9 protein-coding genes and 2 pseudogenes are annotated in these 13091 nt (G+C 55.9%); 5 read left to right on the top strand and 6 right to left on the bottom strand.

Annotated elements, in window-relative coordinates:
- Positions 1–4 precede the first annotated feature (4 nt).
- The gene (locus PHD76_08255; protein MDD5261828.1) at positions 5–190 is read right to left on the bottom strand and encodes a hypothetical protein; all 186 of its coding nucleotides are present in this window, start codon (positions 188–190) and stop codon (positions 5–7) included.
- A 95-nt stretch (positions 191–285) separates the two neighbouring features.
- On the opposite strand from PHD76_08255, the gene PHD76_08260 reads away from it, so the two are divergent.
- Positions 286–564 (top strand): hypothetical protein, encoded by a 279-nt coding sequence (locus tag PHD76_08260; GenBank protein ID MDD5261829.1) that lies wholly within the window; start codon positions 286–288, stop codon positions 562–564.
- 69 nt (positions 565–633) lie between these two features.
- On the opposite strand, the gene aroB is transcribed toward PHD76_08260, so the two are convergent.
- From aroB to dnaG, 4 genes and pseudogenes are all read right to left on the bottom strand, one after another.
- The gene (aroB, locus tag PHD76_08265) at positions 634–1707 is read right to left on the bottom strand and encodes a 3-dehydroquinate synthase (GenBank protein MDD5261830.1); all 1074 of its coding nucleotides are present in this window, start codon (positions 1705–1707) and stop codon (positions 634–636) included.
- Positions 1708–1887: 180 nt separating this feature from the next.
- Positions 1888–2709 (bottom strand): annotated as a pseudogene (gene rpoD / locus PHD76_08270) (RNA polymerase sigma factor RpoD).
- 471 nt (positions 2710–3180) lie between these two features.
- Positions 3181–3540, bottom strand: a pseudogene (locus tag PHD76_08275) (RNA polymerase sigma factor region1.1 domain-containing protein).
- A 346-nt stretch (positions 3541–3886) separates the two neighbouring features.
- A complete protein-coding gene (gene dnaG, locus PHD76_08280) occupies positions 3887–5722 on the bottom strand; it encodes a DNA primase (GenBank protein MDD5261831.1) in 1836 nt (611 codons plus the stop codon).
- A 316-nt stretch (positions 5723–6038) separates the two neighbouring features.
- Here dnaG and PHD76_08285 point away from each other — a divergent pair, with 316 nt between their 5' ends.
- The 4 genes from PHD76_08285 (at position 6039) to PHD76_08300 (ending at position 11664) form a co-directional block, all read left to right on the top strand.
- On the top strand, positions 6039–7151 hold the full coding sequence (locus PHD76_08285) for a DUF362 domain-containing protein (GenBank protein MDD5261832.1): 1113 nt from the start codon (positions 6039–6041) through the stop codon (positions 7149–7151).
- 273 nt (positions 7152–7424) lie between these two features.
- The gene (locus PHD76_08290; protein ID MDD5261833.1) at positions 7425–7676 is read left to right on the top strand and encodes an ORF6N domain-containing protein; all 252 of its coding nucleotides are present in this window, start codon (positions 7425–7427) and stop codon (positions 7674–7676) included.
- Positions 7677–7691: 15 nt separating this feature from the next.
- Positions 7692–10874 (top strand): alpha-mannosidase, encoded by a 3183-nt coding sequence (locus PHD76_08295; protein MDD5261834.1) that lies wholly within the window; start codon positions 7692–7694, stop codon positions 10872–10874.
- A 268-nt stretch (positions 10875–11142) separates the two neighbouring features.
- On the top strand, positions 11143–11664 hold the full coding sequence (locus PHD76_08300; protein ID MDD5261835.1) for an ORF6N domain-containing protein: 522 nt from the start codon (positions 11143–11145) through the stop codon (positions 11662–11664).
- A gap of 445 nt (positions 11665–12109) precedes the next feature.
- Here PHD76_08300 and PHD76_08305 read toward each other — a convergent pair whose 3' ends face one another.
- A complete protein-coding gene (locus PHD76_08305; GenBank protein ID MDD5261836.1) occupies positions 12110–12859 on the bottom strand; it encodes a sulfite exporter TauE/SafE family protein in 750 nt (249 codons plus the stop codon).
- Between the last annotated feature and the right edge of the window lie 232 nt (positions 12860–13091).

The following is a 13091-nucleotide window of genomic DNA, read 5'->3' on the forward strand; positions in this document are numbered from 1 at the left end:
ATTATCACATGGCGAATTTGGAGTGCGGTGGCACGACACCGCTTTCCACCACGGGCGACATGTCGCCCGTTTCCAAAGCGCGGACATGTCCGCGCACTCCAAAACCCAAATCCGCGACGATCCAGTCCACTCTATCAAGAGGGGCAGAGAGGTCGCCGCGGCGAATGCTTCGGAATGTGTTCCCTGGCATAGCCCTGTATTTTATTGTTACCCGGCCGTTTTGCATGCTAAAGGGTTACTCATACAGGATTTGTTCGATACGAATCTTGTTAAGCATGGAAGAAAATGAAGAAACTCATCATCTTTTTACTCATCGCAGAGTTCCTTACATCATTTACCGTGCTGGCACCAACTTGCATTCTTCGCCATGATATGATTCACGCGATTTCGGTTTATGCGAATAAACCGACACTAGAAAATAAGACTGAGGTGGATAGGCAGAGACAGATAACACAACGATACTCCATCGGCATCTCATCTGTTATTTTCAGCATTATGGCAGGTAGCACCTTGTTCTTGTTCCGCATTCGGAAGAATTCGAAAAGCATCATTGAAAAAACCTAGATGGAAATGGATGGAGACGTCCGCGCTTGACATTGAAGGAAACGCAAACGGCAGCACGTTTGCCGCCGCTCATTGCCTACCCGCACAAACTTCAACCGCTTCGCGCACGAGGTTTTCGGGCACGTCCGGGCACAGGAGCGTCCGCCCAATCTCCGGCACGAGCACCCACTTGACGGTTTTGTTCGTGGATTTTTTGTCGCGCAAAATCACCGGCGCCAATTTCTCATAGTCGAGCCCCTCGATCTGCACGGGCAGCTTGTTCGCCTGCAACGCCAAACGCAGCGCCTCCACGGCCTTCACATCCAGCCCGCAATGCCGGTGCGAGATCCAGGCCGCGCCTATCATCCCAATGGAAACTGCCTCACCATGCAACAGGCGCCCATAGCCCGCCGTTTGCTCAATGGCATGGCCGATCGTATGCCCAAAATTCAAAATGGCGCGCAACCCGCTTTCCTCGCGTTCATCGTGCGCCACCACATCCGCCTTGATACGCACGGATGTCTCAATAATGCCGCCGAGTTCCTTCGGCACGCCGTTCTTGACGACCTCAAACAACGCGGGGTCCCGGATGACGCCGTGTTTCACCACTTCCGCCATCCCGGCTGACAGTTCGCGCCCGGGCAATGTCGCGAGAAAATCGAGGTCGATCAGCACCTGCTCGGGTTGATAAAACGCTCCGACAAGATTTTTGCCCTCGGGCAAATTCACCCCTGTCTTGCCGCCCACGCTGCTGTCCACCGCAGCGAGCAAGGTCGTGGGAATCTGAACCAGTCCGATCCCGCGCAAATAAGAAGCCGCGAGAAAACCTCCCAGATCTCCAATGACGCCCCCACCGATGGCAATCAGCCGACCGCGACGGCTGATATTGTTCCGGGCCAGCTCGGAGCAAAGGCGCGAAAATACGGAAAGGTCCTTGCTGGGTTCGCCGGCTTCAACCGTCAGTAAAACACTGCTGTCGGCGTTTTTTTGGATAAAATCCCAAAGCGGAGCGAACCAGGACTGGGCCTGCACGGTCTTGTCCGTAAGCACCGCGATTTCCGATTTCGCCAGCAGCGGGGCGAGATGCTTTTGGACAATCCCGCGCCCCAGATGAATCGAATAAGCGCGAGCTCCCAGCTCAACCCGGATGTTTCGTTCAGACATAAAATGCCTTTTCTCACGCAGAGACGCTAAGACGCGGAGATTTTGAACCTTTACCAACTCACTTCATTTTTTGCGGCCGATCAAAATTGTACTTTGCCGCTTGTTCCAACCCAAAAACGCATTTCGGCTTTCCTGCGCCTTGGCGTCTTATGCTCTTTGCGTTAAAATCCTTTGTTCGGCTCAAGCCTCGGTTTCGAGGAAGCCCTGAAGATGCCGGATGCGCGTCGGGTGCCGCATTTTGCGCAAAGCCTTGGCTTCAATCTGCCGGATGCGTTCGCGGGTCACCTTGAACTGGCGGCCCACTTCCTCCAACGTGCGGGAATAACCGTCAACCAGTCCGAACCGCTGCTCCAGAACGGCGCGCTCGCGGTCGGTCAGGGTGTCGAGGACATCCTTGATCTTTTCCTTGAGCAGGGCGTAGGCCGTCATGTCGGACGGGTTCTCCGCGCTCTTGTCCTCGATGAAATCTCCGAACGTGGTGTCGTCGCTGTCGCCGACCTGGGCCTGCAATGAAATCGGCTGCTGGGCCATCTTGAGCACGGCGCGGACGCGCTCGACCGGCATCTGGGTTTCATCGGCCACTTCCTCGGGCGTGGGTTCGCGACCGAATTCCTGCACCAACTGCTTCTGCACGCGCATCAGCTTGTTGATGGTTTCGATCATGTGCACCGGGATGCGGATGGTCCGGGCCTGGTCCGCAATGCTGCGGGTGATGGCCTGGCGGATCCACCAGGTGGCGTAGGTGCTGAATTTATAGCCGCGGCGGTACTCGAATTTTTCAACCGCCTTCATCAGGCCCATGTTCCCCTCCTGGATCAGGTCGAGGAAGGAAAGGCCGCGGTTGGTGTATTTCTTGGCGATGGATATCACCAGCCGCAAGTTAGCTTCAACCATCTCGGTTTTGGCCCGGAGCGCCTTGCGCAGCCAGCCGCGCAGTTCCTTGTAATCGGCGGTGAAAACTTCGAGCGGCAGGCGGATCTTCAGGGACAGGTCTTCCAACTGCTGTTCCAGTTGTTGCCCGCGGTCCTTTTCGTGCTTTTTCTTGTTCTTGACCTTCTCCAGCCGCGCCATTTCAGCCGCAAACTCGACGGTCTGCCGGCTGTAATTCTCGCAGACGGCGACGAATTCCTCCGTCACCTTTTGTTTGAAGAAGAACTTGGGATAAAGTTTTTGCAGGACATGGTCTGCCTTTTCAAAATCCTTCTGCGCGCGCGCCCGGGTGGCGGGATTCTTGGCCTCGATCATCCGGATATAAACATCGCCGACTTTTTTGTTCGCGTCCTGGACCGCTTTGACATTCTTGCGCAGCGATTTCATGTACTTCTCGCGGCTGTCGATCTTCTTGTCCTGGATCACGCGGTCAAACCGTTCCCGGCCCTGCTCGAGTTTTTCGGCCAGGTTGATGTATTCCTCGGCGATAAATCCAAAGTGGTGCAGGTATTTTTGCACCATCATTTCCGCATCCTCGATGCGTTTCGAAATTTCAACTTCCTGCTCGCGCGTCAGGAGGGGCACCTGGCCCATTTGCTTGAGGTACATCCGGACCGGGTCGTCCAGAATATCCAGCTTGGTCTCAACCTTCTCCTCCTCCTCTTCCTCCTGGGAGCCTAGCGACTGCTTGTAGCGGTCCACTTCGGAGGCGTCGATGACATCGATCTCAAGCGTGCGGAGAAATCCGAGAATGGCCTCGATCTGTTCGGCATTGTTCACGCTGCCCGGCAGGGCTTCGTGCAAATCGTCAAATGTCAGGTATCCCTGCTCGCGGGCGAGCTTGATGACTTCGCGCAACCGGGCATGCCATTCCTCGTTGCCGCTCCAGACTGCGGCCACCATTTCTTTTTCGGAAAAATTGCTGGCATTGACTTCCTTGCCGGCCAGCGCCTGCTTCAGGCTGGCAGCGCCATCGGCATGTGGCTTTGAGTCGTCTGCAAGCGCCGCAACTTCAACGGCTTTGCCGGCGGATTTGCCTTTGACAGGCTTGGGCGCTGCAACCTCTTTGTGCTTGGACGGTTTGGCTGAAATTCCGCTCTTCGACTTGGCTGACTTTACGTTGCTTTTTTTCAAAATGACTTTCCTGGATTTTTCCAAAAATATACGGCCTCGCCTGCCAAGCCGGACGGGTTTCCCGGCTTCCCGAGCAGAACTACCCAACCAGCAAAAGGACAGTAAAGGTAGGTTGCTAAGTCCTTGCTGTCAAAGAATTTTTCTGCTGATTGAGCTCCTGCCATTCCTTCTTCAGGGCGGCCTTTTCCGAGTCGCTCAAACCCGGCTGCGACAGCTTTCTCGTGAGCAGGACGATCCGGTTGCTGAGGTCGCTCACACGCAAGGCCGCAATGATCTTGGCCAGCATCTCCATAAACGGCTCCTGCGTCCTTTCCTTCAACCCCTCGACATTCAGTTCCGCCAGGTAATTCTGCTCCTCATCCTCCAGCCTCGAAAGCAACGGTGTGACACTTTGCCACTCCTCGTCATTGTAAAAATCCATCAATTTGAGCAAGAGCGGCGCCCCCGCAAGGTCCCGCACCCAGGCCGGATCGAGCTGTTTCTGAACCTCGGGAATATGCTGCGGCTGCGACATAATCAACTGGATCAAATCCCCCACCCGCGGATGGGGCTGGAGAACACGGGCAACCGTCACTTTTGGCTTTGCCTCCTCTTCTCCGTGTAAAACAGGAACCTTTCTCGACTGCTTCACCAAAGCCTCGATCCGCTCGAGTAAAATCGCGTCACTCACTTGAAGGCGAAGCGCAGCCTTGAGCAACAATTGTTCGCGATACACCCGATTGGGGATTCGGGCCAAAAACGCCGCAACACTTTCAATCACCTCCCTGCGCCCCCCCATCGTGTTCATGTCATGCGTTTCTTCAAGTCGTTCCAGGTAAAAATCCAGGTACTCCAGCGGATGTTCCAAAATTTTTCTGAAAGCCTCCGCGCCTTCGGATCTGATCAACGAGTCCGGATCGTGTCCTTCCGGCAGGCGCACCACGCGAACGCCAAGTTCCGACTGGATCATCGCGTCCAGACTGTCCGCCTGGCCGAGAAATATCTGCGCCACACGTTCTGCCGCATTCAAGCCGGCCTTGTCGGCGTCCAGGCAGAGCACGACTTCCTTTGTATAACGCCGGATCATCCGCGCATGTTCGGGTGTAAAGGCCGTGCCCAGCGGCGCCACGACATTCAAAACCCCGGCCGCATGGCAGCGCAAGACGTCGATCTGCCCCTCGCAAACCACCGCATGACCGGCATCCATGATCGGGCGTTTGGCCCGCTCCAATCCGAACAACACCCGGCTTTTCGTAAAAATCGGGGTTTCGGGCGAATTGATATATTTGGCGGCCTTCGCCTCGGCATCGAGCAGCCGGGCGCTGAAGGCAATCACATGGCCCTGGTCGTTGCAGATATTGAAAATCAACCGCCCGCGAAAACGGTCATAGACGCGCCCCGATTCATTCCGCACCACCAGGCCGGCCTCCAGCAGGATTTTTTCGTCGTATCCCTTGCTTTTGCCCCATTTGAGCGTGTCATCCCACGCATTCGGCACATAACCCAGTCCGAATTCCTTGATCCACGACTGCGGGATTTCCCGGCTGTGCATGTAGGCGCGCGCCGGTTCGGCCTGCGGATCATGCAACAAGAGTTCTCTCCAATAAGAAGCTATCTCCACATGCAAGGCCAGCAGGCGGTCGCGGTTTTGTTTTTCCCGGTCATGGGTCGGAGAGCGGTCTTCCTCGATGCGGATCCCGGCCCGCTCCGCCAAACGCCTCACGGCGGACGGGAAATCCATGTTTTCATACAGCATGAGAAATTTAAAAACATCCCCGCCATGCCCGCTGCTGAAACATTTGAATGTCTGGCGCTGGGGCGAAACAAAGAAAGAAGGCGTCTTTTCCTTGTTGAAGGGGCTCAAGGCCTTGAAACTGGCCCCGGCGCGCTTGAGCGGCACATACCCGCCGATCACATCCACGATGTCCACAGCCTGGCGCACCTGATCGATTACATGCGGAGGGATGGCCATAACCTGAGTTTCAAGTTACAAGTTTCAAGTTACAAGCCTGAAACACCGGGACGGCAAACCACAGGGGGCGATAGTGGATCGCCACGGCCCAACTCCGACATGCGTCGCGAGTAAAAAGCGTCCGCCGTGGCGGGCGACGCGGCAATCCATGTATTTTTGCGCCTTGGCGTCTTGCCTTCTTTGCGTTAAAAATCGTTGTTCTATGTGTTGTTTTGCGACTTTGCGTGAAACCCTGTGCTGGTTTTCATCCGCGTTTATCCGCGTCCATCCGCGGTTCAATTGCCGCGCTTTCTGCGTCTCTGCAGTGAAATATACTTTGCCGGCCCTTGCCTTGCCCGCCTGTCTCCACGCCCAGGCGGTCCGGCCCCTTGATGCGCCCCCGCCTGCGCCCTTGCCGGCCAAATCCCGCATCGCCATCCTTGAAAATCCCGCCCTGGTGGACCGTTTCCAGATCGACGACGCGCGCGTCGCGGAAAATTTTAACCGCTCCTTTCTCTCTTTTACCAAACGCAATTCCTTGAAAGAGGCCTGGGGGCTTTTTGTTTCCCCAAGCGATACCGTCGGCATCCATATCAGCACCGCGGGAGGTTCCATACTTTCCACCCACCGCAGCCTGCTGCAGGCGGTTGTCAAGGGACTCATGGAAGCCGGAGTCCCCCCTTCCAAAATCATTGTCTGGGATAAATTCGAGGACCAGATGATCGGCGCGGGCTATGTGCCCATGCAGCCCGACCAGGACTGGAAATGCCTTTCCGTCATTCCGGGCGAGGGCTTCGATCCCGAGAAATTTTATTTCAACGAAGTCGTGGGCCAGTTGATCTGGGGCGATTCCGAGTTCCGCGGAAAAGCAAAAACGGTCGAGAACCTGATCAACTCCGTCGATGATTCGGACAAAAAGGACAAGAAAAAGGACGCTGGGAAAGCGGCGCCGGAACCCCAACAGATCAGCAACCGATCCTATTTCAACAACATCGTCTCCCGGCAGGTGACAAAAATCATCAATATCCCCGTGATGAGCGACCACCAGAAATTCGGCCTCAATGGCTGCATTGCCACGCTCGCCATGGCCAGCGTGGACAACAACCGGCGCTTTTACTCGCCTTCCGAAACCAGCGGCCTGGCTCTGGCTGAAATCATGAACAACGACCTTTTGAAAAAGAAAACTGTTCTGCACATCGTGGATGGCCTGATTGCCCAGTTCGCGGGCGGACCCGATTTCATCCCGCATTATGCCGCATCCCCCGGCATCATCATGATCGGCAAGGACCCGGTCGCCCTCGACACCCTCTGCCTGGAACGCCTGGAAAAATGGCGCGCGGAGAAAAAAGTCGTACCCATTGGCAACGACGCCGTCCACCTCCGGCTTAGCGCCAAATACGGCCTAGGGACGACCAGCAAGGATTCGATGGAAATCATCCGGGTGCAATAAAACCCCGGGCATCTCGGCATGCCCTAAAGAAGCACCGAAGGTGCGCGATCTGCGTTCAAGGTCACAAAATGTGACCTTGAAGCGCGGGGAGAATGCACATGGCACAAACCTCAAGCCCCGAAGGGGCGAACCAACACGTGACAAACACCAGACTGATATAGTGCGGGTGGGGCTGCAGACCCTTTAAAAACACTTGAATCTAACATTCCATTAAGTACTTGACTAACTTCTCGCAATCCCTTTCATTGAAAATCAGAAGCCCATCTGATTTTTATGTCCAAACGGCTCAATGAACAGATGCGCCGCAATCAGGATCGTTTTCCCGAAGATTTCGCATTTCAGCTTTCCGATAAAGAATGGGATGCTTTGAGGTCGCAATATGCGACCCCAAACAAGGGGCGTGGGGGACGGCGCTACCGGCCTTTCGTTTTCACCGAGCACGGGGCATTGATGGCTGCCAATGAACTCAACAGCCCACAGGCCGTCACAATTTTCGTGCTGGCCACGACCGTATTCTCTTGTTAAATGCCCCGCTCAACCATGCATAAGCACCCGAACCTGACCGAAGGCCGTATCGCCCAAACCCTCGGCCGTATCCAGGGCCTCATTCACAGCAAGCCCGCTCCGATTTCCATAGCCGCATATCATGTCCACGGCGAGCCGATTCCCGCCACCGAAGCCCTGGCCAAAAAATACACGCCGTTCGCCGTCGGACAACCGTGGGGCGCAATGTGGAACACGACGTGGTTCCGGTTTTCCGGCACAATCCCGCGCCAATGGAAAGGCCGTGAAGTCGCCGCACAAATCAAACTCGGCTTCAAGGGGGGTGAAGGATTCACCGTCGAAGGCCTGGTTTGGCAAAACGGCGTGCCGACCCGCGCGATCAACGTCAATCGCACAGACGTCCCGCTAACAAACCCCGCCCGCGGCGCAGAGGCGTTTGAATTTTACATCGAGGCGGCGGCCAACCCCCGCGCCGCGATGCATCTTGTGGCCGATCTGTGCGGCCCCGATCCGCACGGACAGCCCTTATTTGTGCTGGAACAGGCTGAAATCGTTTTCGTAAACCGCGAAGCGTTTGATTTTTATTACGACTTCAAAGTCGCCTGCGAAACCATGTCTGCGCTGAGCGTGGCGAATCCGAGCCCCGACGAGTGGAGAAGTGCGGGAATCCCCGGCCTTGCCACCGACCCGCGCCGCGGACAGTTGATGTACGCGCTTAACACCGCGGTCAACCTTTTTGACGAGTCCGATCCCGCCACCATCGCCCCCGCCCGCAAGGCGTTGCGCGAGGTGTTGAACAAGCACAATGGCGACACCACACATCAGATTTCCGCAATCGGCCACGCCCACATCGACACGGCCTGGCTCTGGCCGCTGCGCGAGACCATCCGCAAATGCGCGCGTACATTTTCGACCGCGCTGGCCTACATGGAGGAATATCCCGACTACGTCTTCGGCTGCTCGCAGCCCCAGCAATACGCGTGGATGAAGGAATATTACCCGGCAATTTTCGAGGGCGTCAAAAAAGCCGTCAAACGCGGACAATGGGAGCCCACCGGTTCGATGTGGATCGAGGCCGACTGTAATTTGTCCTCGGGCGAATCGCTCGTGCGCCAGATTTTACATGGAAAAAATTTCTTCCTGGATGAGTTCGGCTACGAGACTCGCGACGTCTGGATTCCCGACGTCTTCGGTTACGCTGCCGCGCTGCCGCAAATCATGCACAAGGCCGGAGTGGACTCCTTCGTCACTCAGAAAATTTCCTGGAACCAGTTCAACAAATTTCCGCACCATACGTTTTGGTGGGAGGGCATCGACGGCACCCGCATTTTCACACACTTCCCGCCTGCGGATAATTACAACTGCAATTTTTCGCCGAAGCAGCTCATCTACAACGTTCAAAATTTCAAGGAAAACGACCGCGCCACACGCTCGCTTTACCTTTATGGACACGGCGACGGCGGCGGCGGCCCGACGAAGGAGATGCTGGAAATCGCAAAGCGCGTCGGGGATTTGGAGGGCCTGCCAAAAGTAAAACTCGAGCGCGTGGCCGAATTCATGCCGAAAGCCAAAAAGGACGCGAAGGATCTGCCCGTCTGGATTGGCGAACTTTACTTTGAGCTCCACCGCGCCACCTACACAACGCAGGCGCGCAACAAACGCGGCAACCGCAAGAGCGAATTCCTCCTGCGCGATGCGGAGTTTTTTGACACGGTCTTGGGCGCCGCCCACATCAAACGCAGCGCACTCAAGCCGCACACCGGCGAGCGCGCCGTCTATGACGTGATTGCCAAAGACAAGCACACCCCCGCAGCCTACCTCGACCGCGCATGGAAACTGGTTCTGCTCAATCAATTTCACGACATCATTCCCGGCTCATCGATCAACTGGGTCTATCAAGATAGTGCTCGCGACTACGCGACGATCCGAGCACTCGGCAGCGCTGTCATCGACGCCGCGCAGGGATCGCTTGCCGCGGCCATCAACACCAGCGCATTCAAAAGACCGGTGGTGATTTTCAACACCACAAGCCATGCGCTCAACAGCGTGGTCTCACTGCCCGACGGTTCGCCTGTTTTCGCCAGCGTCCCCGCCTGCGGTTATACCGTGATCGAAGGCCATCAAAAGCACCCCGTATCCACGCCTGCGGTTCCGGTCAAAGCCTCTCAGCAGGGAAAAACCATCATTCTCGACAACGGTTTGCTCCGCGTCGTCTTCAATTCCAGCGACGGCCTGATCCGCAGCATCCTGGATCATCGCGCCAATCGAGAAGTTCTTTCGGGTCAGCGCGGCAATGTGTTCCAATTGCACCGGGATCACCCCAACTTTTGGGATGCGTGGGACGTGGATCTTTTCTATCGCGAGACCTGCGAGGACATCACGGCACTGGAGAGCATCACGCTTGAGGAGGAAACCGATCTGCGCGCCTGCGTGCGGGTTGTGCGGAAGTTCGGCGAATCCAGCATCACGCAAAAAATCACGCTCTGCGCGGGTTCTCCGCGCATTGATTTCCACACAGAAATCGACTGGCACGAAAACCACAAATTTTTGAAGGTCGCCTTTCCCGTCAATGTCCGCTCGCCGCGCGCAACCTACGAAATCCAGTTCGGCCACACCGAACGGCCCACGCATTACAATACAAGCTGGGACATGGCGCGCTTTGAAGTTTGCGCGCAGAAATGGGCCGACCTCAGCGAAGGCGATTACGGCGTTGCGCTGCTCAACGACTGCAAATACGGGCACGACATTTTCGGAAATGTCATGCGCCTCAGCCTGCTGCGCGCGCCCACCGCGCCGGACCCCGTGGCGGACCGGGGGCATCACGAGTTCACCTATTCGCTGCTGCCGCATCCCGGCGATTTCCGGGCGGGCAAGGTCGTTCAGGAAGCCTATGCGCTCAACATCCCGCTCCGGGTCGTGCCGGTCGATCCGCACACCGGAACGCTGCCGGACACACAAAGCTTTTTCCAGGTAGATCGCGAGGGCGTTGTCATCGAGGCCGTCAAAAAAGCTGAAAAGGAAAATGCCATCATCGTCCGTCTTTATGAGGCGTACGGCACGCGGGGCGCGGTGAACTTAAAAACCTCGCTGCCGTTCACGGAGGCCTTTGCCTCCGATTTGATGGAGCGCACGTTGCGCAAAGTCGCTTTCAAGAACGGCAAAGTCACATTGCAACTCGAACCGTTTGAAATCGTCACCCTGAAGTTTCCGATCAAGTGAATCACAAACCCGTGGCTTGCGCCAATTCCGTCAATGTCAAGAGGCTGTTGAAAAACCATTACCGAGAGATCAATCCACAGATTACAAGGATTTCCACAGAGAGGCTGATCGGAAGTTTTTCCAAATCTGTGTAATCTGTGGATTATTTCAACAGCCTCTTGACATTGACGTGATCGGAATCAGCTCCGATAGCTTCCACACTCCAGTCCATTCCCGCTCAAAACTCATCGGAATTGACATGAGTCAAAATGCCCACTAACATTCTTCTATGTCAAAAGAGCTCGTCTCTAAAAATCTCGACCATCTCATCCTCACCATCCGCAAGCATCGCGTACTGCTCGATGCCGACTTGGCCCGCCTCTACGGTGTCGAGACCAAGCAACTCAACCGTGCGGTCAAACGCAATGCCGACCGCTTCCCAGAGGACTTTATGCTCCAACTGACCCAGCAGGAGGCCGATGCTTTGAGGTGCCAATCTGGAACCTCAAACGAAGGTCGCGGCGGACGCCGCTACCTGCCTTATGCTTTCACCCAGGAAGGCGTGGCTATGCTCTCCAGCGTGCTGCAGAGCCCTCGCGCCGTGGCCGTTAATATCGCCATCATGCGTGCTTTTATCCGCCTGCGCCAGATGGCCCTTTCTGTCGATGATCTTGCACGCAAGGTCGAGTCCCTGGAACGCGGGTTCAAACAGCACGGCCAGCAATTCGATGCCGTTTTCAAAGCCATCCGCCAACTGATGACTCCCCCACCGGAGCCACCCCGCAAAAAGATCGGCTTCAACGCCGATTGAGTTTCATTCCTAGCCGTACCCTTCGGCGCTTAGCAAATTTTAGGCATTCACTGCGCCCTTGCTCCATCCTGTTCATCCTGTCAAAAATGTGTTTTTATTTTGCGTTGTTTCGCGGGCAACACAAATCCCCTTGTCAGGGGGATGGAAAATGAGGAAACAGAGGGTGAACAAAATTCTCCGTTTACTCTGCCTGCTCGCGATGCCCATCGGAGTTAGCTCCTGTTAGAGAAAAGTGGAAAACATCCGCCGGACAGGATGTCCGCCGGGTGCGGGCAAGATGGTCTCCACGGCGACTTCCTGACCCGCGCTCCCTTCAAGCAACTAACAGAAACCTCCTTTTTCCCGGGATGATTCGTTTTAAGCCAAAAAATGTGCTGGTTCTAACATTTTGCGTCTTTTGCGCATTTTCGCGGCCATATCCAGTTTCTGGCTTTTCCCCGTATTTTCAGCCCAAAATCAGCCGGACGGAAGCCGCGGCGGCGAACAGGAGCAAAAGCTGCTCGAAAAGTTTCTGCGGAACAATCTGGATCAGGGCGCGGCCCGCAAAAATTCCCGCGAGCACAAACGGCGCCAGCGCCAGGTTGAAAGCCAGCGTGCCGCTGTTGATGAGTCCGAGATGGCTGCTGAAGGGGACTTTGATGACATTCACGATGAAGAAAAACCAGGCGCTGGTGCCAACCAGTTCGTATTTCGGCAGGTTGACGGCCAGGAGATACAGGGCCATGACGGGTCCCGCCGCATTGGCCATCATGGTCGTGACACCGCTCCAGGTTCCCATCATCCATGCAAACCCGCGCGTGTGGGGTACCTTTTCAAAAAGACCCGGGCGAAACTGTCGCACGGATTGCAACACAACCATCATCAGCACAATCCAGCCGATCACCGGGCCGAAGATTGTCCTCGGAATCCGCGGCATCAGGAAATAGCCGGCCACAATGCCGATCAACGCGGGCGGCAGCAGTTTCCAAATGTACGCCCATTGCGCGTGCTTGCGGAAGGCCGCGACCGCAAAAATATCGCCGCAGATGAGTAAAGGCAGCACGATACCGGTGGATTCGTAGGCAGGCATGATCCAGGCCATGATCAGGATCGTGAACATGCCAACCCCGCCAAAACCGCTTTTGGCAAGCCCCACGCACAGGGCAGCCAGCATGGCAAGAAGCCATTGGTTGAGGTTGAGTTCAGTCAGAGGCATGAGGGTTTGTTTCGGGTTCCACCGTTATTGAGTATTACTTGGCCCCAATGGGTCGCAATGCCCATTTTAAGGCATAAATGGAACGGCACGGAGGCCGTCCCTCCATTTTCCACCCTTCGCTCCTTCAATTGACACCGCCATTGGAACATCTAAGTTCTAATAAGATGTCCCACTCTCAGGTTCTGAACTTTGAGAACGCCCGCGCTTTGTCCAATCTCTACGCGGGCGAGCC

It is taken from the genome of Candidatus Methylacidiphilales bacterium, from assembly GCA_028713655.1.
GTDB lineage: Bacteria > Verrucomicrobiota > Verrucomicrobiia > Methylacidiphilales > JAAUTS01 > JAQTNW01.